The following is a 21,265-nucleotide window of genomic DNA, read 5'->3' on the forward strand; positions in this document are numbered from 1 at the left end:
TCTGGGGTCGGGAGTGTCCACGTGAGGGGAAATCTGCCCTCGACAGAACACTTTACCAACCGCCGTGTGTATCGCTACTCCATGCGTTCGCGTCGCGTCTGGACAGTCGTGTTGTTCGCGTTCGTCGCTGGTCACGGGGTCATCCAGCAGTCCATGGGCGCACTCTTGCCCAGTTTCGAGGAAGAGTTCCTCGTCACGCAGGAACTGCTCGGGATGGTCGGACCCGCAGCGACGCTCGGACTCCTGCTGACCGTCATGGTTGTCGGGATGCGCTCTGGTGCGCTGGACATCAAGCGGATGCTCGTCCTCGGGACGGCGGGTACCATCGTGGCGTCGTTGGTCATCAGCGTGACCAGCTCCTTCGCCGCACTTCTCCTGTTCCTGTTTCTGCAAGGCGCGAGCGTCGGAACCGTCCGGGCGCTCGACCGGCCGTTGCTCAGTCACCTCTACCCGGACAGGCGCGGGCGAATGTTCAACCTGTACGCGCTGCTGTGGGCGGTCGGCGCGACGACCGGCCCGCTGTTCGTCAACGCGGTCCTCGCGAACGCGGATTGGCGTGCCGTGTACGCGCTGGTCGGACTCGCGCTCGTCCCGCTCTTCGTCGGGATGTGGCGGTTGGACCTCCCTGCGGAATCCTGGTCGGAAGAGACAATCTCCCTTGGTGCCCTGCGCACCGTGTTGGAGAAACCCGCGGTCATCGGGATGGTTGCCGCGCTCGTCTGCAGCGGGGCAATCGAGGGGACGGTGTTCACCTGGCTCCCATTCTATGCGTCCCAGTTCATGCCCCGCGAATCGGCGAACGTCCTGCTCTCGAGCTTCCTCGTGATGTATATCCCCGCGAGGCTCGCGTACAGCGTGCTGGTGGACCGGGTCGGCCACCTGGACATCGTCGCCATCGTCGGGCTGGCTTCGCTTCCATTGCTCGTCGTCGCCTTCGTGCTGCGCATCGAGGCGGTCTTCTTCCCGGCTGTGATGGGCCTCGGTCTGTTCGTCGCCGGGTTCTTCCCGACGCTCTCCGCGTTCGGCGTCGACACGACTCCGGAGTTCAGCGGCCCGGTGAACGCCATCGCCACCGGCGCGAACTTCTTCGGTATCACGGCCGGTCCGTTCGTCGTTGGCATCCTCGCCGGACGAGTGGGAATCACGGAGGCGATGCAGACCATCGTCCCCATCATGGCCAGCCTCGTGGCCATCGCGCTCCTCACGCGGCTGTCCATCGACCGAGCGAGCCAGCCAGCCGGGAGCGAATCGGTCTGAACGAGCCGTTTCGGTATTTGTCACGACCGCAATAGCTACAATATAGACTCTGCTCTAGACTGTCGTATGCAATCAGTCCGCATAGCGGGCGTAGCCGTGACTCCGTTCGGCGAACACCCGGAACGCACCGGGAGGGACCTGTTCGCACAGGCGAGCGACGACGCCCTGGAGGGGTCCGGTATCCCTCGTACCGACATCGACGAGGTACTGTACGGCAACTTCATCGGCGAGGTCACCGAGGACCAGGGCCATCAGGGACCGCTCGTGGCGGAGGTCGTAGGGACGACCGCAGCCTCGACCCGGTTCGAGAGTGCCTGCGCGTCCGGTGGCGTGGCGATGCGCGCTGGCGTGCGGGCGGTCCGCAGCGGCGACGCCGACGTCGTCCTGGTCGGTGGGATGGAGCGGATGACGAACGTCGACGTTCATCACGCGACCGACGCGCTGGCACTGGCCGCCGACGACCTGCACGAACGCCGGGTCGGGATGACCTTCCCTGGGGCGTACGCCCTCCTCACGGAAGCCTACTTCAGGGAGTACGGTGGGTCGCGAGAGGAACTCGCCGCGGTCGCGGTGAAGAACCACGAGAACGCACTGGACAACGAGAACGCACATCTCCAGCAGGAGATCTCCACCGAGGACGTCCTGGATGCACCCCCCATCGCCGAACCGGTCGGCCTGTACGATGCCTGTCCCATCAGCGACGGGGCCGCCGCGGTCGTCCTTGTCAGTGACGAGTACACCGACGAGCACGACCTCGACGCGCCAGTCGCCGTTACTGGCACCGGCCAGCGCAGCGACACGCTGGCGCTCCAGCGGCGTGCGAACCGGGCCGCCACGCCGGCGACCGAGCAGGCGGCCGAAGCGGCCTACGAGATGGCCGGCGTCACGGCCGCAGATATCGACCTGGTGGAGGTCCACGACTGTTTCACCATCGCGGAGGTGCTGGCCATTGAGGCACTCGGGTTCTACGACCCGGGCGAGGGTATCTCTGCGGCCGCCGCAGGCGAGACGACCCGTGATGGCGAGCTGCCAGTCAACCTCTCCGGCGGCCTGAAGGCCAAGGGGCACCCGGTCGGCGCGACCGGTGTCGCACAGATCGCAGAGCTCACCGAACTTCTGGCAGGTGAGCACGTCCACAGCGATGCGGTGCCCGACGCCCGTGTCGGACTCGCGCACAATGCCGGTGGGACCGTCGCGAGTGCTGTCGTGCATGTTCTGGAGGTGGTCGCATGAACGAGCGCAGCGACGTGAATGCGAAGACGTCAGACCCCGAGTCTGACGGTGGTCACATGAGCGAGCGAAGCGAGTTCCTGCGAGTTCGCCGGGCCGCAGGTCCGGAGGTGGTCGCATGAACGAGACCAGGGATGCCGGGTACGACGAGTTCCTCGACGCCATCGCCAGCGGCGAGGGCTACTATCTGGCGTGTCCCGAGGGGCATGGCTCGGTTCCTCCAAGCCCCCGCTGTCCGGTCTGTGGCGAGCCGGACCTCTCCGAGGAGCCGTTGCCCACCGCGGGCGTCCTCGAAGACCAGACCCGCATCCACGTCGCCGGGAGTGGCTTCGAAGGCGAGACGCCGTACGTGGTCGGCATCGCCGAATTTGGACCAGTCACCATGACGGGACGACTCCGCGGTGATGCGGATGCCGACCTGGACACTGGGGCAGCGGTCGTTCCATCGGTCGAACTATCGGACACCACCGGGAGTCGGATGCTCGTCTTCCGTCCAAGCAAGTAGTACTATGCCGGTCGAGCATCCATCTGGTTCCATGCGCAAACCACTGCGGAACACCAGCCCGATCGTCGCCGAGTCCGCGTTCGTCTCGGACATGGCGTACCTCATCGGGGACGTCGTCGTCGACGAGCGTGCGAGCCTGTGGCCGTTCGTCTGCCTCCGGGGGGACGGGGCGACCGTCGACGTCGGGGAGGAGACGAACGTCCAGGAGTTCTCGATGCTCCATGGCGCGACGCTCGGCGACGAGGTGACCGTCGGACACAACGCCGTCGTCGACTACGCCACAATCGAGGACCACTCGCTGGTCGGGATGCATAGTGCCGTCCTTCGTGGGGCCACAGTCGAATCGAACTGTATCGTCGCAGCGAACACGGTGGTCCTCCAGGACCAGACGATTCCCGAGGGGCACCTGGCGTACGGGACCCCTGCAGAGACGAAACCGCTCAGCGACGCACAGCTCGACGAGATATCCCGCACACACGAGCACTACGTCGAACTCGGCCAGGAGTACAAGGAGTCCGGCCACTTCGAGTAGTCGCAGGGAACGCCGCCATCCGGTCCTCTTATCATGCCTGCCGTTGTCACAATAGGACAGACGCTATGTCAGACCAGCCAGCGGATTCTGCAGCGATAGCGCACGAGCCGTCCCGGGCGTTCGTCGAGTCGACGAACGTCTGGGCGTTCATGCAGGAGTACGACATCGACGACTACGACGAACTGATCGAACGGACGACCACGGACATCGAAGGAGTCCCGCAATCCGGCGTCGACTGGTTCTGGGACGAACTGGTCGACTACCTCGATATCGAGTTCTACGAGGCGTACGACTCCGTGCGGGATTCGAGCGACGGGCCGCAGTTCACTGACTGGTACCCGGGCGGGACCATCAACACGGCCCACAACGTTGTGGACCGCCACGCCGTCCAAGGGAGCGAGACGCGGAACAAGGTCGCGCTCATCTGGGAAGGCGAGCCCGGCGACGTTCGAGAGATAACCTACCACGAGCTCCATCGCCAGGCCAACAAGGTCGCGAACTACCTCGAATCGGCCGGTATCGAGACCGGCGACACGGTCGGGCTATACATGCCGATGGTTCCGGAGGTCGTCTCCATCCTCTATGGCTGTTTCAAGGTCGGTGCCATCGCGGTCCCCATCTTCTCCGGGTTCGGCGTCGACGCCGCGGCGACGCGCATCGCCGACGCGGAATGCTCGGTGCTGTTCACTGGAGATGGCTTCTACCGTCGCGGTGGCGAGATCACGCTCAAGGGGGCTGCCGACGACGCTATCGATGCGGCAGGCCACGTCGAAGAGACGGTCGTCTACGACCGGCTCGGTGGTTCGGACCCCGGGAGTAGCGTCGAGGTGCCCTGGGACGACGACCGTGACGAGTGGTGGCACGAGGCCGTCGAACCGCAGTCGGACGAGTACGAGTCCAAGGAGCTCGATTCGAGCCAGGAGTCCATGCTGCTGTACTCTTCGGGGACGACCGGCACCCCGAAGGGTATCGTCCACACCCACGCCGGCGCGCTGATGCAGTGCGCCAAGGAGTTGCACTTCGGCTTCGACCAGAAGCCCTCTGATAGATTCTTCTGGGTTAGCGACATCGGCTGGATGATGGGCCCGTGGACGCTCATCGGCAACCACGCGTTCGGCGGGACTGTCTTCATGTACGAGGGCGCACCGGACCACCCGGAACCAGACCGGTTCTGGGAGATGATCGACCGTCACAAGCTCACCCAGTTCGGCATCTCGCCGACGGCTATCCGCGCCCTGCGCAAGCACGGTGACGAGTGGGTCGAGCAGCACGACCTCTCCAGCCTGCGTCTCCTCGGGAGCACGGGCGAACCGTGGGACCCCGAGTCCTGGCACTGGTTCTACGAGAACGTCGGGGGAGGCGAGGCACCCATCATCAACATCTCCGGCGGCACGGAGATCTGTGGCTGCTTCCTCATGCCCATGCCGATCAACGACCTGAAGCCCTGCAGCCTCGGTGGCCCGGGCCTCGGGATGGACATCGACGTCGTCGACGGCGACGGGGAGAGCGTCCGTGAGGACAACGAACGTGGGTACCTCGTCGCCCGGGACTCCTGTCCCAGCATGACGAAGTCGCTCTGGTCGGGTGACGAGCGCTACCTCGAGGAGTACTGGAGCACCTGGGACGACCTCTGGGACCACGGCGACTGGGCCCAGAAGGACGAGGACGGATTCTGGTTCCTCCACGGCCGCGCCGACGACGCGCTCAACGTGGCCGGTCGGAAGGTTGGGCCCGCCGAGATCGAAGGCGTCCTCTGCGAGCACGCCGATATCAATCAAGCCGCGGCTGTGGGTGTCCCCGACGACACCACCGGGACCGCAGTCGTTGCGTTCGTCATCACCGAACCCGGCGTCGAGGCGAGCGATGAGTTGGCAGGTGAGCTCCGTGAACTGGTCGGCGAAGAACAGGGCAAACCCTTCCGGCCGCGAGAACTCGTCTTCGTCGACGACCTGCCTCGTACCCAGTCGGGGAAGGTCATCCGGCGCGCTGTCGAAGCGGTCTACCGTGGTGAGGACCCCGGTGACCTCTCCTCGATGGAGAACCCGGCAGCGCTCGAGGCGATCGAAGACGCGGTGTAGCCGTCGCTCGGCGGTCGATTTTTCGAAAATCATCGAAGCGCCCGGCGACGGGTGGGTGCTATCGGACAGCGGTGGGAGTTGTCGCCGACGCGCCTCGGTGATGTGGCACGGGTGGGAGTCGGTTGGTGATTCGGGTCGATACGGTCAGCTGGTTCGCTCGGCGTAGGGTGTGACCCCGGCGTCGTCCATGCGCTGGAGGAACCGTTCGCGACGGGTCTTCCGCTCCTCATCCGACATGCGTTCTTTCGTCCAGACTTGTCCGCTGGTGTCCTGGTGGACGATGACCTCCTCGACAGGGTCGAGCGCTTCGACGCGCTCGATGATCTCGTCGTTCATATCGATGAAGTAGGTACACAGCTGCGAGGTCAACAGCAGCGTCACCTCGACGTGACGTCCGCCGTCGCGTGTTTCGATACCCTCGACGAGACCGAGGTCGAGAATGCTGATCGGATGGTCGCTCGCGCAACTACACGGGTCGAGCACCTCGTCGAGTTCGGCTTTGATCTCGGACTTGAGTGGGTCGTCGAACACGTGGTCGGGAGTGATGTGGTTGGACATACTCATGCGGTGGTCTCGTAGGTGGACCAGGGTTCGACCGGGAAGTCGTCGTTCTCGCGGAGTTCCGCGCGCTTCTGGTCCCACTTGTCGCCCTCGATCTGGTTACGAACCTCGTCGGGGTCCTTCCCGAGGAGCCGGAGCGCGTTCTTGCCGAGAATCTTCTCCTTGATCTCCTGGGTGACCTCGGGGTAGTCCTGGTTCACGCGCAGGTCCTCCGGCATCTCGAAGTTCCAGATGCCCTCGACGGGTGGCTGCGGGTGCAGTGCGGTCGCGCCGCTGGCGAACAGGATGCGGTCCGGACCGGCCCAGTACAGCATCTCGCCGAGCGACTCGGCGAACTTGCGCGGGCGGGTGTTGACCATACAGGCGGTGTTCTCGAGGTTCGCGTACACGTTGTCGTGGCTGGCCATCGCGAACACCGTCTCCTCGAGGAACGAGAAGCCCGCGTGGATGATCTCGAAGTTGAGGTCGGGGAACGACAGTGCCGCGTCCTCGACGTCGTCCATCCGGAAGTACTTGACCGGAGCCGTGGCGAACGGGATGAACTTGTGCATCGCGACGGTGTCGACGTCGGAGTCGGCTGCCGCTTCGAGGATGGGCCAGACCGTGTCCTCGTTGAGCTGGAGCGAGAGGTCGCGTCCGTTCTGGTACCGCGACGGGTAGAGCTTGATGCCCTCGACCACGTCACGACTCGCGTACTCGTGGACCTGTTCGACGGCATCGTCCTCGAGCGGGTTGATGTCGACGTACATCGACGTCCGGGTCGGGTTCTGTTCGCAGAACTCGAAGCCCTTCTCGCGCGAGACGTACCCGTCGTGGAAGTAGTCGTCGAGCGGGAGCGAGTGGTAGACGCTGTAGTCGATCTGGCTCTCCAGGAAGATGAGGCGAGCGAGTTCCTCGGGCGAGTGGTCTCGGTAGAACACCTCTTCCGACGGCACGTGGCTGTCGGGGAGGAGTTTCGCGCCGAGTTCGTAGGTCTCGTCGTCCCATCGCTGGGCGTGTGGGTGCTTGTGATTGTCGGGTGTGTGGTTGAAACAGTGACTGACAGAGTCAACCACTAATGCGCCAGACTCTAACATACAAGGTCACGGTTTCTCACATTCCGTATTAAAGTTATGGATGTTCACGAACATTTACCAATCAATCTAACGTCATTATGCGCCACCTCAGGACCGGGTAACACTTAATTCATCACAGACACGTCTTCCAGTAGACCATGAGTGGTAGACTCACGGATACCGTAGCATTGGTGACCGGTGCCGCATCAGGGAACGGCCGAGCTATCGCGCGACGCTTCGCCGAGGAGGGCGCAAGCGTAACCGTCGCGGACCTGCAGATGGAACCCCGACTCGGCGGCGACCCGACGCACGAGGTCATCGAAGCCGAAGGTGGAACCGCACAGTTCGTCGAGACGGACGTGACCGACATCGACGCACTCCGGAACGCGGTCGACCAGACCGTCGAGGCCTTCGGTTCGCTCGACGTGATGGTCAACAACGCGGGCGTCGACCGGCAGCTCCCCATCGAAGAAGCGAGCGAGGAGGACTTCGAGTTCCTGATGGACATCAACGTGAAGGGCGTCTACTTCGGCAGCCAGGTCGCCATCCAGACGATGGTGGACCAGGACGAGGGAGGCCGTATCATCAACATGTCCTCCATCGGTGGAATCCGCGGGCTCCCGAACTCCTCGCTCTACTGCACCTCGAAAGGGGCCGTCACGAACCTCACGCGCGAGCTCGCGGTCGAGCACGGGGAGAACGATATCCGGGTGAACGCACTCAACCCGGGATTCATCGAGACGGCGATGACCCAGGAGGACGGCGACACGGCAGGTGGCATCCTCGAACAGACACCACTCGGGCGGGCCGGTCAACCGGAGGAGGTCGCGGATGCGGCACTGTTCCTCGCCAGCGAAGAGTCCTCGTTCATGACCGGTCACAACCTCGTGCTGGATGGCGGCTTCACGGCCTGAATCCATCTGTGCCGACGTCGTAACGACTTAGTAGACCGTGCGAGACTGTCTCTGTGTATGCTTCACACTGAGGGGCCCCTCCTGTCGATAGACTGTGGGGACCACACGACCACTACCGAGAACATCGACGACGTCGTGGAGACGTTCGTCGGCGGCCGCGGTGTCGCGACGAAACTCGCCCACGAGCGCGTGCCGTTCGACGCCGACCCGCTCGGCCCGGAGAACAGACTCTACCTGAGCACCGGCCCGATGCAGACGTCGAACATGAGCTTCACCGGCCGGATGAACTGCACCGCCGTCTCACCACAGACCGGTGGCCTGCTCTCCTCGAACGCGGGCGGATTCATGTCGCGCCACTTCGCAGACACCGGCTACGCCGCCGTCGAGTTCACCGGGGCGTGCGACGAACTCAGCATCGTCCACGTCACCGACGAGGGCGTCGAGTTCGAACCGGTCCCGGACCTCGAACTGGCGACCGTGCCCGAGACGGTCGCGTACATCGAGGACGAGCACGGTCTGGAACCCGAGCACACCGCGTGCATCGGTCCCGCTGGGGAGAACGCGGTCCGGTTTGCGTCTATCATGACGACCGAGAGCCGGGCGTTCGGCCGCGGTGGCCTTGGTGCCGTCCTCGGCTCCAAGAACGTGAAGGCCATCACGTTCGAGGGTGACTCGCGCCACGAGATCGAGATTCCCCCTGTCCAGATGGACGTCCATCGGGACGCCGCGACCTCGGACAGCCTGATGAAACGACAGGGGACGACCAACGTCACGGACCTCGCCAACGAGGTCGACGCGCTCCCGACGCGGTACTTCTCGGAGCTCTCGTTCGAGGGCGTCGAGGGCATCAACGGCGACAGCGTCGAGGAGAAGAAGTACAAACGCGGGACGTGCTCGGCCTGCGCGTTCGCCTGCAAGCTCCCGACGAAGGACGAAGAACGCGGCGTCGAGACCGAAGGGCCCGAGTTCGAGACCGTCATGTCGTTCGGGTCGAATGCGGGTGTCGACGACATCGTGGACGTGATGAAGTCGAACGACCTCTGCGACGAGTTCGGGATGGACACCATCTCCTGTGGCGACGTGGTCTCGGCGTACCTCGCGAGCGAGGACGAGTTCGGGAACACCGACCTCATCTTCGACCTCGTCGAGAAGATCGCCTACCGCGAGGACGTCGGCGACACGCTCGCAGAGGGCATCGACCGCTTCCACGAGGAACTCGGGGTCGAGAACTGGACGGTGAAGGGACTGGAGTTCGCCGCCCACGATGGCCGCACACTCCACGGCCAGGGGCTCAGCTATGCCACGGCGAATCGCGGCGCGGACCACATGTATACCACGCTGTACTCGTGGGAGTACCCGCTCGTGGAGAAGGAGGAAGCGCTCCCCCAGGGCGGCCTCGATGGAAAGGCTCCATTCGTGGTCAGACAGGAGAACGCCCGCGCCTTCGAGGACTGTGGCATCATCTGTCGATTCTCGCGTGGCACCATGACCGAGGAACGCTACGAGGGGCTGTTCGACGCGGACTACGACGAGATGCTCGCTATCGGCTCGCGCGTGGTGGAACTCGAACGACACTTCAACAACCAGCGTGGCTTCGACCGGGCGGACGACCGCCTGCCGTACGACCTGCCCGACTTCGAGACGGCACTCGACGAGTACTACGGCGTGCGTGACTGGAACGACGACGGCACCGTTCCCGACGACCACGTCGCAACGGTCCAGTCGGACTGAACGCTTCGTTCCCACTGGTCGTCCCCGGTTAGCTCGCCACGACCAGGACCGGGATACTTGCCACAAGCGAATCCTTTTGTGGGTGGTCCATGTTACTCTGGGACATGAGGGTTGCAAATTATTACGGCCCGGAAGACCTGCGTGTCGAATCAGTCGAGGAGCCAGACCTCGGCCCAGCAGACGTACGAATCGAGATCGCGGCCTGTGGTATCTGTGGGACCGACCTCCACGAGTACGAGGGTGGCCCTGACCTGACCCCCAACGAGGATACCCCACACCCACTCACTGGCGTCGCCCTCCCCGTCCCACTCGGCCACGAGTTCAGTGGCACCGTCACGGCGGTGGGTCCAGACGTCGAGGACGTCGAAGTCGGCGACGAAGTCACAGCCAACCCCGCGATGGTCTGTGGGGAGTGTCGGTACTGTGCCGAAGGCCGTCACAACCTCTGCGAGTCAGTCGCGAACATCGGCCTCTCCGCAGCGAGTGGCGGGTTCGCCGAGTTCGCGGTCGTCCCCGCAGGGAACGTCGTCCAGCTCCCCGACAGTGTTCCGGTCGAATACGGGGCCCTCGTGGAACCGTTCAGCGTTGGCGTCCACGCGACGCGACGGTCCGGGATGCAGGCCGGGGATAGCGTCGCTGTCTTCGGTGCAGGCCCCATCGGCATCTCCATCGTCCAGGCGGCCAGGGCAGCAGGTGCGACGGACGTGTTCGTCTCTGAGCCGAGACCGAAGCGCCGTGAGATCGCTGAAACGGTCGGGGCGACAGAGACACTCGACCCGACCGCAACGGACGCGGTCGACGAGATCAACGAGGCGACCAATGGAGGCGTCGACGTCGCATTCGAAGCGGTCGGTATCGAACCGACGTTCAAGGCCGCTATCGAGGCGACCAAGCGTGGTGGCCAGATCACCGCTGTCGGCATCTCCGACGACGACGTCGGCCTCACGCCCAACGAACTCGTCGTCGTCGAACGAACGATAAACGGCTCGAACGGCTACCTCAGCGGGCCACTCGCCGACCGTGAGTTCGAGATGGTCACGAGCTTCCTCGAATCCGGTGAGTTCGACCCCGAACCGATGATCACCGCCCGAATATCGCTCGAGGATATCGTCGAGGACGGGTTCGAAGATCTGCTCGACCCCGAGAGCGAGCACGTCAAGATCCTCGTCGAACCGTAGCGTGGGCCACTCGAGACCAGCGAACGACTGAATCCGACGATACGCTTTTCATTGCTGTCTGTGAACATTTGACCATGCCAGCCAGAGAACTGCCGAGACTTGGCTTTGGAACCGTCGGCATCACCGACCCGTCGACTGTCGAAACCGCACTCGAGATCGGCTACCGCCACATCGACACTGCACAGTGGTACGAGAACGAGGCCGTCGTGGGAGACGGCATCAGGCAAAGTTCCATTCCCCGTGAAGAGGTCACCGTTGCGACGAAGGTCCTCCCGGAGAACCTGGGTGCATCGGACGTGCGACGGACGACGGAGGAGAGCCTCGAACGACTGGGGCTGGACGCCACTGACGTGCTCTACGTCCACTGGCCGACGAACGCCTACGACCCCGAGGAGACGCTCAGCGCGTTCGACGAGCTCTACGAGGAGGGCAAGATACGCAGCGTGGGACTGAGCAACTTCACGCCAGCGCTGCTCGACGAGGCGCGTGAAATCCTCGACGCACCGGTACTGGCGACGCAGGTCGAGATGCATCCGATGCTCCACCAGGACGAATTAGTCGAGTACGTGCAGCAGGCAGACATGTACCTCGTTGCTTACTCTCCGCTCGCACAGGGAGCAGTCTTCGACGAGCCAGTGCTGCAAGAGATCGCCGCCTCTCACGGCGTCAGCGTCGCACAGGTCAGCCTGGCATGGCTGTTCAGCAAGGAGAACGTCGCGGCCATCCCGAAGGCATCTGGCGACCACATCCCGGACAACTACGACGCACTCACGCTGGAACTCACCGACGACGAACTCGCGCGTATCGATGGTATCGAACGGGTCGTTCGAACAGTGAATCCTGCCGAGGAGGAGAAGGTCGATAGCACGCCATGGGCCGAGTAAACGCCGTCCACAGGAGTTGCTGAAACCGAAACTATTTGATATTGCGTGCCATCTCTTGGCACGGAATGTCCGAATCAACATACCCGCGTGGCCTCGCCCACGTCGGACTCACCGTTCCGGACCTCGACGAAGCGATCGACTGGTACTGTGACGTCCTCGGGTTCAGCCACGTCAAAGGTCCCGACGAGATAACTGCCAACGAAGGATACGGCGGGCGACAGGCCGCGAATCTCCTGGGCGAATTCGAGACGATGCGCTTTGCACATCTCGCCACAGGGAACCAGATCGGAATCGAACTGTTCGAGTTCGCGTCGACGGACGCCAACTCGGAGCCGGACCCGACCCGAGCAGGGCTGTTTCACCTGTGTGTAATCGACCCAGACGTCGAGGGACTGGCCGCACGCATCGACGAGCACGGCGGCGACCACTATTCGGAGATCTGGGAGATATTCGAGGACGACGACGAGTACACGCTGACGTACTGCAAAGACCCGTACGGGAACCTGCTGGAGATCTACTCGCACAGTCACGAACGGATATACAGCAACCGCGACGCTTGACACCGGCTGTGGCGTTCAGGTCTTCAGGCCAGAACATGAACAGGGACGCTTCTTTCTCTCGCCGATTCAACCCCCCTGCGAGCAGTGTGACCGCGGTCGTGCCTCGCCATCGATTGTCCTAGAGAACCAGCTGGAGTCGACACGAGGACAAGGAAAAGCCTCAGAAACGTTTCGAGAAGGTGAACGAGACGGACGGAAGAAGCGATGCCCGATGGCCGATCAACTGTGACTGAGCGGAGCGCCCGGCGCGCTCACTTCACCACGTCGATCTTGCGGCGGTCGATGGACAGGGCGACCGCAGCGACCACGACGACTCCCAGGACGATCTCCTGGATGAAGGGGTCGACCGCGGTGAGGTTCATGCCGTTCTGCAACACGGCGATGACGAGGACGCCGAGGAGCGTCCGGTGGGGGCCGCCCACACCGCCGGTCAGTGCAGTCCCGCCCATGACGATGGCCGCAATACTCGGCAGCAGGAACCCTTCACCCATCTGTGCTGACCCCGAGGAGATGCGGGCGGCGAGCAGCGCGCCAGCAACCCCACAGAGCAGCCCCGAGAGGATGAACGGGTAGATCTTGTACCGGTCGACCTTCGCGCCGGCGAGTTCGACGACGCGTTCGTTCTCACCCAGGGCGTAACAGTAGCGCCCGAACTTGGTCCGCCACGCGAGGAACACCGTGAAGCCGTAGAACAGTAGGCCCCACATCACGAGGTTCGGCACACCCGGAATCCACTCGCCAGTGGCGATGTTCCGGACGGTGTCGTTCCGGAACGTGATGGACGAACCGTCAGTCACGATGAGGGCGAGCCCGCCCATGATCGAGAGGGTACCCAGGGTGACCAGGAACGACGGAACCTTGAGCTTGGTGAACACGAGTCCGTTGATGGCGCCAGCGAGCATGCCGACGAACACGGCGATGACCAACGCGAAGACTCCGTAGTCGCCCACGAGGACGGCGGCGACGACCCCGGTAAGCGTCACGAGCTGTGCGACGGAGAGGTCGATACTCTGTTGCAGGATGGGGAACGTCCCAGCCAGTGCAACGAGCAACAGGAACGCACTGTTCTTCGCGACGTTGGTGACCAGGTTCCCGTACGTGAGGAAGTTCTCCGACTGCAGGGAGAACACCACACCGAGGATCATCAACATGGCGAACGGGCCGACGTCGATGATCCAGTCCTGGAGTGTCCGTTGGTCTCGTTGCTCGGCAATCCACTGCGAAATCGTGTTCTCTTGCGTGTTTCCGCTCATTGTTAGATCATCCGCTGAATCAGTTCTTCTTCGGTCGGTTTGTTTCCGGGCGACGCATCGAAGATATCCTCGTCAAGTCGTCCTTTCCGCATCACTGCGATGCGGTTCGACATCCCGATGACTTCGGGAAGCTCGTCGCCGATGAAGACGATCGAGACGCCCTTCTCCGTCAGTTCCCGGCAGAGTCGATACACCTCCTCTTTCGCGCCGACGTCGACACCTCTGGTGACGTTGTCGACGACCAGCACGGAGGACTCTTGTGCGAGCCAACGGGCGAGGACCACCTTCTGCTGGTTGCCACCACTCAGTCCGTGGACGAGGGCTTCACGACCGGGTGTCTTGATGTTCAACTCCTCGATGGCCTCGTCGGTCATCTCGACTTCGCTGTCGAGGTCCAAGAGTGGAAGCCGACCGTTCATCGTCCGGACGGCGGCAAGTGACGTGTTGTTGACCACAGACTGGTACAACAGCAATCCCTCCGTCTTACGGTCTTTCGGCACGTACCCCACCCCGGCTTCGACCATCTCTGCGACAGACCCGGTCTCGACGGGTTCGCCCTCGATTCGTATCGTCCCGTCGCTGGCGGGGAGGTCGCCGGCGAGCAACCGACCGAGCCGCTCTTTGCCCGAGCCTTCGACCCCGACGATGCCGAATATCTCACCTTCACTGACGGAGAACGAGAGCGGGCCGATGTCTTCCTGGTCAGACCGAAGGTCTTCGATTTCCATCGTCGGCTCTCCGAGGGAAGACTCGTCCCGCTGGTCGGGTATCTTGTAATACTCCGACGAGCTCTCGCGACCGACCATCTTCTCCTGGAGCAGGTCCTGCGTTGCTTTGGCCGACGGGACTTCGTGGACGAGCTCACCGTCCTTCAGGACATACACTCGATCCGTGACCTGCAGTACTTCGTCGAGTTCGTGGGAGACGAACACGAAGGTCGCCTTGTCGCGGAGGTCGTCGATTCGTTCGAACAGCAGTTCCCGGCCCGCCTCTTCCAGCCCGGCCGTGGGCTCGTCGAGGAGGATGACGGGGTTGTCAGATTTGCTCGAGCGATGAAACGCCTTGGCGATCTCGAGCATCTGGCGCTCGTTGAACGAGTAGTCCTTGACGTACTCGTCGACGTCGATATCGATGCCCAGGTCGTCGACGAACGCCTGGGCCTGTTCTCTCATCTCGCTCCGTCTGAGAATACCGAACTGAGACGACTCCCTGGCCAGGAACAGGTTCTCGTATCCCTTGAGGTTCGGGATGACGTCCTGTTCTTGATGAACCAGCGAAACACCGTACTCGGCGGCTTCGCTGGGATTCGAGAGCGTGACCGGTTGTCCGTCGATAGTAAGGTCACCGTCGTCGGGTTGCAACACTCCCGTGAGGATGTTCAGGAGCGTGCTCTTACCAGCCCCGTTCTCGCCGACGAGCCCGACCACTTCACCCTTGTCGATGTGGAGCGAAACGCCGTCGAGTGCGGTGACGTGCCGGAACGATTTCGAGATATCGTGGACACGGAGGCTGGATTCGCTCTGTCGTTGTGCCGATGTCTCGTCATCGGGTGCAACATGTTGTGTGGTATTGTTAGCCATTGTTCTCAGGGAGCGCTGTGACGATGTTCACTGGAGTGGGTTGGTCTGGTAGTGGTCCGCGTACATCTGCTCGATCTCGTCCAGTGCCCCCGAATCGGAGTATACGGACGGGATTTCGTACCCGCTTGGACGGTTCTCATCCTTCCAGTTGAGGAGACCGGGTGCGACCATGTCCTCTTTCCGGATGGGCACGAGCGAGTTCTGGGGGTCCCAGTTGTCCTCGCCCGCTTCGACGACGGACATCTTCTCCCAGTCGTAGGGAGTGGAGTCGCCCTCGAAGATGAGCTGGTTGAAGTCACCGGCGTCGATGACTGGGAGCGTCTCGATCATGTCGAAATCACTCGTCTCGTTCACGAGCAGCGGACTGCCGTGCAGCATCATGCGCTCGCCGGGCTTGGGCCGCCAACCATTCGCGAAGTCGTGTGCCTTGACCAGACACCAGCCACCTTGCCATGGGCCGAGGGAGGAGACGGACGCGGTGAACCGCCCCTCCTCGACGAGCTCTAGCGCTTCGGGAATACCGTCGATACCGACGACCTCAACGTCGAGGTCGTTCTCCTCGGCGATCGTGAGGGCACCGAGCCCGACGGCGTCGTTCTGCCCGAACACGCCATCGATATCGTCTCCGAACTGCGAGACGAAGTCGGACATCACCTTCCGCGACTCGGACTTGACCCACCGCCCCTGCTGCGGGGGTGCAAGCAGGTTGATGTCCGGGTACTCCTTCATCGCCTTCTCCAGGCCGAGGTTGCGGCCGGTGTTGGCAGCGTTGCCGCGAACGCCCTCGATGTGGACGATGTTACCGCTTCCGCCCATCGCCTCGAAGAGCGCCTTTGCAGCGGTGTAGCCGTTGTTGATCGCGTTGGGCATGAAGAACTGGACGAACTCGTCGCCAGCGTCTTCCGGGGTGTACCACTTGTCGATGGTCCACAGCATCGTCAGTGGCACGCCAGCTTCGACGGCCGCCTCGGCGATCGGCGGGACGCCGGAGTTGGTGAACGCTTGTCCCATGATGAGGTCGACGTTGTTCGCGATACCCGAGTCGACCTGCTGGATCTGTTTACTCAGTTTCCCCTCGTTGAGCTGGACGTTGGTATCGTACCCGAGGGCCTCAGCAGCCTCCTTGTATCCCTTGACCCAGGAGCCCCAGTAGGCGTTGGATAGTCGCGTGATGGTCGCCATGGACTTACCACCGCCGCCACCACCACTCGTACCGCCACTACCGCTTTCTGCATCGCCATTGCCACCGCCGTTGCTGGAACTTCCCGAGTTCCCGGTACACCCTGCAATCGCACCGAGCCCCATTGCCGAGCCACCAGCAACGGACCGTTTCATGAAGGACCGCCGAGAGTGATTGGTGCTATCTCTTGCCATGTATTGAACAATCCGAACATTAGGGCATACCCATTTAAACCTTATGAATGTTAATTTACAAATCAGTGCTAAGCAGGAGAGACGGACGAAAATGGAGCTGCGACGAGGGGTTCTTCAGGTGACGATGGTCCGAAACCGTCAGTACATCACTTTCCCGGCCGAGACGTTGACATCCTGTCCTGTGATGCGATCCGCACTTGACGAGCAGAGGTACGAAACAGTCTGTGCGATATCTTCCTTCTGGACGAGTTCACGACGTGGGCTCTCAGCTTCCGCATCGCCTCTGACCTCTTCATACGTCCTGCCCTGGGCCTCGGCTTTCGCTTCGAACACGCGGTCGATACGCGGTCCGTCGACTGACCCAGGACAGACGGCGTTCACGTTGATATCGTCTTCACCGACCTCCGCAGCGAGCGTGCGCGTGAATCCGATAAGACCCATCTTGGCTGTCGCATACGGTGTCCGCTGGGTCAACGGTCGTTTCCCGGTCACAGAGGAGATGTTGACAATCCTCCCGTACCCCTGTTCTTTCATCGACGGCAGCACCTGCCGACACATGAGGAAGGGTCCACGGAGGTTGACCGCCATAGTCTGGTCCCACTCTTCGGGTTCGACGGCTTCACACTCGGCCGTCGGCCCCGCGATACCTGCGTTGTTGACCAGGATGTCGATCGATCCGAATTCTTCGAGTACCTCCTCGACGGTCGCTTCGATGTCCTCGAACGACCGAAGGTCGGTCTGCACCGGATACCCACGGACCCCCTCTTCTTCGACGAGGGCCGCTGTCTCAGCCATCTCCTCACGGTCGATGTCGGCGATAACGACATCGGCCCCCTCTGCTGCGAGTGCACAACAGATAGCACGGCCGATACCGCGACCGCCACCGGTAACGATGGCAGTGCTTCCTGATACCATGTATCAACAGGTTCACGAGACAAGTAATAAATATATCGCATAATTAGACGCGATAACTAGATGAAAATTACTTGTCCGACACACCCAAAATTATAAATCTCGCATTCCCACAGTTCCAATCGTATGGCGTACGACGGCTACAACGACTATTTCGACGAGAAGCTCATCATCAGCGTGGCAACCACCGGCGGGCACCAGGGGAAGGAAGCGAACCCCAACCTGCCGGAACAGCCCGAGGAGATCGCACAGGACCTGGCCGAGTGTGAGGAGGCCGGTGCCTCCATCGTGCACCTGCACGCCCGCGACGAGAACGGCGAGAATACCAAGGACGTCGCCCGGTTCCAGGAGATGCGTGACTGCATCGACGAGTACTGTGACGACATCATCGTGAACTTCACCACCGGCGGCGGTGGCATCTACCCGCGCGAGGAACGCATCGCGCCTGTCCTCGAGACGGACCCCCGACCGGAACTGGCCACCATCGACCTCGGCCCCATCAACTTCGGGCAGACGAGGACGGCCGAGAACACGCGGGAGCAGAACGAGGAGTACGCAGAACGGATGCGTGACGCGGGGGTGAAACCCGAACTGGAGCTGTTCAACCCGGGCCAGATACCCGAGGCCGAACACCTCATCGAAGAGGGTCTCCTCGACGCCCCCTACTGGGCGACGGTCATCTTCGGCATGCAGAACGGGATGCCGCCGGGGCCACGGAACCTGATCAACTTCGTCGACAACCTCCCGGAACCGGTCGAGTGGCAGGCGCTGGCCGTCGGCAAACATCAGCTCCCGATGACGACCGCCGCGATAACCATGGGTGGGCACGTCCGGGTCGGCATGGAGGACAACGTCTACTACCGCAAGGGAGAGCTGGCCGATAGCAACGCCCAGTTGGTCCGCCGGACCGCCAGAATCGCCGAGGAACTCGAGCGTCCTATCGCGACCCCTGCCGAAGCGCGAGAGAAGCTCGGCCTCTGACCGCCCGGACTGCCGTCGTTTCGGTTCCTCTGCACCGTCCCTCGAACCCCCAGCACGCCGTTTTTGTACGTTAGCACCACTCATGAGAGGTATTCGCACCTCACGAACTGGTGTCCACTTCGGTTGCCCGCTGAAGCGGAGACAGCGGGGACAAACTGCGATTCCCATGTCTCAGGTTTTCTATCGTGGTTGTTCATGGTAATCGAGTGCGTTCGACAGGCGAGTCCTGTCGAGTTCTTGGCCAGACACACGAATAGGTCACGATGTTGGGCAGACGAACGAAGACTAATACCGGGGATTTTGCAACGGAAATCTACTTTTCAGCGTATAATCTCACACACTGTCCACAGTAGAGTTTGTAACTATATTATGAATTAATTCGCTCGGTCAGAATATTATATACTATCCCTCGTGCCACCAGCCGTTCTGGACCACCAAGACCCATGACCGTGTTTGTTAATCCGGGACGACGGAGTGGTGGATTCGCACACGCGGAACTTTAAGTACTTCCTCGTGAATGCCACCGTATGGGCACGAATGAAAGCGGACGGACGTTGCGGACGACGGAGACCTCCCTCGAAGTGTTAGAGACACTCAGGGAGATCGGTGGAGCGAGGGTCACCGAACTGGCAGAAGAGATGGGGCTCGCCCCCAGTACGATGCACGCCCATCTCACGACGCTCAAAGAGAAGGAGTACGTCGTCAAGTCCGGGGACGTCTACCATCTCGGTCTCAAGTTCCTCTCGTTCGGCGACTACGTGGCCAACCAGAAGGAAGCGTACCGCACGGCGAAGTCCTACACGGAGCAGCTCGCGAACGAGACGGAATGCCGGGCCGTCTTCGTCGTGGAGGAGAACGGACGCGGGGTCTACCTGCACACGTACTCCGGGAGACACGCGGTCTGGAAGTACTCGACCGTCGGCAAGCGCTTTCATCTCCACCAGACGGCGTCCGGGAAGGCGTTGCTCTCCCAGCTTCCCGAGAGCCAGGTGAGGGTGATCGCAGACAAGTGGGGACTGCCTGCCGAGACGGAGAACACGATCACGGACGTCGAAGACCTTCTGGACGAACTGGCCGAGATTCGCGAGAGGGGAATCGCGTTCAACGAGGAGGAGCAACTGGATGGTGTGAAGGCGGTCGGTGTTCCTGTGAAAGGACCCGATGGGCGTGTCGTCGGTGCGTTCAGCGTCGCCAGCCCGGCGAACCGGGTCGACGAAGAACGGTTCCGGAGCGAGCTTCCGAACATCCTCCTGGGTGTGGCGAACGAGTTCGAACTCGAGATATCGCTTTCCTGACCGAGCCGGCTCACGTTTTGCGTAACTCGCCACTTACCATAACACCCGTGCTTCTGTTATGGGTGGTCTCGAACCGTGCTCTACTCGTGGAGATGGACGGTCTGCGGGCCGTCGCACCCGTCACTGCTGGTACTGGACGAACCCCTTCGACTGACTCTCACAGCCACCCATAACAACAGTACGCCTGTTATCGCAGTGGCCGAAGCCAGAGTCGACCGGCCTCACTACCGGCGGTCACGCAGATTCGTTGGTGGCTGACTCGCAGTCACACCCTTCGTTTCTGAAGAACTCGGCGATGTCGTACTGGTTCCCACAGTCAGAGCAGAGCACGGTCGCCTCGACAAGGAGCGAGTAATCACCGACAGAGATCCGTCCGGTCCTCTCCAACCGGTCGATTCGCTCGTCTGCGACCGATTCGAGGCGTGACCGGAGCCGCTCGATGCTCTCGGCGTCCTTCTCTATCTGGGCCTCGTCGGTGGTCTGTTCGTATTCGGCACCTCGGCTCTTCACGTACGTCCGTATCGACTGGTACGAGACGAAATCCGAGAGGAGTGCATCGACGTCGATTCCAGACGATTCGAGTTGCGTCTCGATCTCTATCCTGTCTCCAGCTGAGATATCGGGGTTGGTCAGCCGGAGGTAATAGGATTCTACCTCGTCCTCGTGGGGATGGGTACCGTTTTCCTGGAGGGCAGCACGCAGGAGTTTCCGGTTGAAATAGTCTGCGAGGTCTCGAAGGCTCATCCGTTCAGCGCCGTCACCGGTCCATCGAGCGACGAGGTCCGCGCCTGTCTCCTCTCCGAGATTGTATCTCTCGATGAGGCGAGAAACCTTCCCTCGACCACTCAGCGTACTCTCGGATTCGTCGGCCATACCGGGAACCTTGTGGTGGCGTGGTTATAAATTGTCGTTTCATCCACCCGTTGCGGAACTCGCCCAAAACCAGCAGATAAATTATTGATTTGTTTATGTAACTGTGTTTAATATTTTGTGAGGGATAGGGGATAACCCGCCTACAAATCAGTAGCAAATGGCTATTTATTCCGGAGAATTATTGGTCTCAGTGTGATTTTCCGAATTTAGATAGGCTTTCGCCGGGAAGTAGTTACGGATATTGGGTATAGAATCGAACCCACTGCTCTATCTCTCGCCTGTTCGGAATCTGTATTGGGATACAACCCTCTATCATCCATTTACAGCCGTTTTGAGTTATCTACGCTGATTATCGAACACGTGTCTCCCTCACTCCGGCAATCGTGCCGTGACAGTTGATCGCTCCCGTCCAATCTACGATGGAATAAATAAACAATATAGAGTTTATTTTGGATGCGCAGTACGAGCAGCTCGGATGGCGTTACGCCTCGGAAGTGTACACCCGCAGCGGA

The 21,265-nt window shown here is 61.8% G+C and carries 20 protein-coding genes; 13 read left to right on the forward strand and 7 right to left on the reverse strand.

From position 1 onward, the window contains the following. Window positions 1-81 precede the first annotated feature (81 nt). The 6 genes from ACSC1S_RS19355 (at window position 82) to ACSC1S_RS19380 (ending at window position 5,602) form a co-directional block, all read left to right on the forward strand. Window positions 82-1,257, forward strand: a complete 1,176-nt coding sequence (locus tag ACSC1S_RS19355) for an MFS transporter (protein WP_435365731.1) — start codon at window positions 82-84, stop codon at window positions 1,255-1,257. Between the two features lie 66 nt (window positions 1,258-1,323). Further along, entirely contained in the window at window positions 1,324-2,490 is a 1,167-nt protein-coding gene (locus ACSC1S_RS19360) for a thiolase domain-containing protein (RefSeq protein ID WP_435365732.1), read from the forward strand. Further along, a complete protein-coding gene (locus ACSC1S_RS19365) occupies window positions 2,487-2,609 on the forward strand; it encodes a hypothetical protein (RefSeq protein ID WP_435365733.1) in 123 nt (40 codons plus the stop codon). The genes ACSC1S_RS19360 and ACSC1S_RS19365 overlap by 4 nt, the downstream gene beginning before the upstream one ends. After that, entirely contained in the window at window positions 2,606-2,992 is a 387-nt protein-coding gene (locus ACSC1S_RS19370) for a Zn-ribbon domain-containing OB-fold protein (RefSeq protein WP_435365734.1), read from the forward strand. The genes ACSC1S_RS19365 and ACSC1S_RS19370 overlap by 4 nt, the downstream gene beginning before the upstream one ends. A gap of 31 nt (window positions 2,993-3,023) precedes the next feature. Then, entirely contained in the window at window positions 3,024-3,524 is a 501-nt protein-coding gene (locus tag ACSC1S_RS19375) for a gamma carbonic anhydrase family protein (protein WP_435320784.1), read from the forward strand. A 65-nt stretch (window positions 3,525-3,589) separates the two neighbouring features. Further along, a complete protein-coding gene (locus tag ACSC1S_RS19380) occupies window positions 3,590-5,602 on the forward strand; it encodes an AMP-binding protein (protein WP_435365735.1) in 2,013 nt (670 codons plus the stop codon). A 144-nt stretch (window positions 5,603-5,746) separates the two neighbouring features. On the opposite strand, the gene ACSC1S_RS19385 is transcribed toward ACSC1S_RS19380, so the two are convergent. After that, window positions 5,747-6,166 carry a metal-sulfur cluster assembly factor gene (locus ACSC1S_RS19385; RefSeq protein ID WP_435365736.1) on the reverse strand — a complete coding sequence of 140 codons (420 nt, stop codon included), beginning with the start codon at window positions 6,164-6,166 and terminating at the stop codon, window positions 5,747-5,749. After that, window positions 6,163-7,218, reverse strand: coding sequence for an amidohydrolase family protein (locus ACSC1S_RS19390; protein ID WP_435365737.1), 1,056 nt, complete (start codon window positions 7,216-7,218; stop codon window positions 6,163-6,165). Before ACSC1S_RS19390 ends, ACSC1S_RS19385 begins: the two co-directional genes overlap by 4 nt. 158 nt (window positions 7,219-7,376) lie before the next feature. Here ACSC1S_RS19390 and ACSC1S_RS19395 point away from each other — a divergent pair, with 158 nt between their 5' ends. The 5 genes from ACSC1S_RS19395 to ACSC1S_RS19415 all read left to right on the forward strand — a co-directional run bounded on the left by ACSC1S_RS19395 (window position 7,377) and on the right by ACSC1S_RS19415 (window position 12,485). After that, complete coding sequence (locus ACSC1S_RS19395) at window positions 7,377-8,132, forward strand: SDR family NAD(P)-dependent oxidoreductase (protein WP_435365738.1); 756 nt, start codon at window positions 7,377-7,379, stop codon at window positions 8,130-8,132. A gap of 57 nt (window positions 8,133-8,189) precedes the next feature. After that, window positions 8,190-9,863 carry an aldehyde ferredoxin oxidoreductase family protein gene (locus ACSC1S_RS19400; protein WP_435365739.1) on the forward strand — a complete coding sequence of 558 codons (1,674 nt, stop codon included), beginning with the start codon at window positions 8,190-8,192 and terminating at the stop codon, window positions 9,861-9,863. A gap of 104 nt (window positions 9,864-9,967) precedes the next feature. Beyond that, window positions 9,968-11,041, forward strand: a complete 1,074-nt coding sequence (locus ACSC1S_RS19405) for a 2,3-butanediol dehydrogenase (RefSeq protein WP_435365740.1) — start codon at window positions 9,968-9,970, stop codon at window positions 11,039-11,041. 74 nt (window positions 11,042-11,115) lie between these two features. Further along, window positions 11,116-11,925 (forward strand): aldo/keto reductase, encoded by an 810-nt coding sequence (locus ACSC1S_RS19410; RefSeq protein WP_435365741.1) that lies wholly within the window; start codon window positions 11,116-11,118, stop codon window positions 11,923-11,925. Between the two features lie 65 nt (window positions 11,926-11,990). Further along, window positions 11,991-12,485, forward strand: a complete 495-nt coding sequence (locus ACSC1S_RS19415; RefSeq protein WP_435365742.1) for a VOC family protein — start codon at window positions 11,991-11,993, stop codon at window positions 12,483-12,485. A gap of 251 nt (window positions 12,486-12,736) precedes the next feature. Here the strand turns inward: ACSC1S_RS19415 and ACSC1S_RS19420 are convergent, their stop codons facing one another. From ACSC1S_RS19420 to ACSC1S_RS19435, 4 genes are all read right to left on the reverse strand, one after another. Then, window positions 12,737-13,738, reverse strand: coding sequence for an ABC transporter permease (locus ACSC1S_RS19420; RefSeq protein ID WP_435365743.1), 1,002 nt, complete (start codon window positions 13,736-13,738; stop codon window positions 12,737-12,739). A 2-nt stretch (window positions 13,739-13,740) separates the two neighbouring features. Continuing rightward, window positions 13,741-15,318: a sugar ABC transporter ATP-binding protein gene (locus ACSC1S_RS19425; RefSeq protein WP_435365744.1), complete on the reverse strand. Its 1,578-nt coding sequence runs from the start codon at window positions 15,316-15,318 to the stop codon at window positions 13,741-13,743. A 27-nt stretch (window positions 15,319-15,345) separates the two neighbouring features. Then, window positions 15,346-16,500, reverse strand: coding sequence for a sugar ABC transporter substrate-binding protein (locus ACSC1S_RS19430; protein ID WP_435365745.1), 1,155 nt, complete (start codon window positions 16,498-16,500; stop codon window positions 15,346-15,348). A 330-nt stretch (window positions 16,501-16,830) separates the two neighbouring features. Continuing rightward, window positions 16,831-17,607 carry an SDR family NAD(P)-dependent oxidoreductase gene (locus ACSC1S_RS19435; RefSeq protein WP_435365746.1) on the reverse strand — a complete coding sequence of 259 codons (777 nt, stop codon included), beginning with the start codon at window positions 17,605-17,607 and terminating at the stop codon, window positions 16,831-16,833. Window positions 17,608-17,730: 123 nt separating this feature from the next. Between ACSC1S_RS19435 and ACSC1S_RS19440 the strand changes: the two genes are divergently transcribed. Further along, window positions 17,731-18,585 carry a beta-keto acid cleavage family enzyme gene (locus ACSC1S_RS19440; protein WP_435365747.1) on the forward strand — a complete coding sequence of 285 codons (855 nt, stop codon included), beginning with the start codon at window positions 17,731-17,733 and terminating at the stop codon, window positions 18,583-18,585. A gap of 527 nt (window positions 18,586-19,112) precedes the next feature. Continuing rightward, complete coding sequence (locus ACSC1S_RS19445) at window positions 19,113-19,880, forward strand: IclR family transcriptional regulator (protein ID WP_435365748.1); 768 nt, start codon at window positions 19,113-19,115, stop codon at window positions 19,878-19,880. 234 nt (window positions 19,881-20,114) lie between these two features. Here ACSC1S_RS19445 and rdfA read toward each other — a convergent pair whose 3' ends face one another. Further along, on the reverse strand, window positions 20,115-20,753 hold the full coding sequence (gene rdfA, locus ACSC1S_RS19450) for a rod-determining factor RdfA (RefSeq protein ID WP_435365749.1): 639 nt from the start codon (window positions 20,751-20,753) through the stop codon (window positions 20,115-20,117). Between the last annotated feature and the right edge of the window lie 512 nt (window positions 20,754-21,265).

This window comes from Haloarchaeobius pelagicus, from assembly GCF_051207375.1.
Taxonomy (GTDB): Archaea; Halobacteriota; Halobacteria; order Halobacteriales; family Natrialbaceae; genus Haloarchaeobius.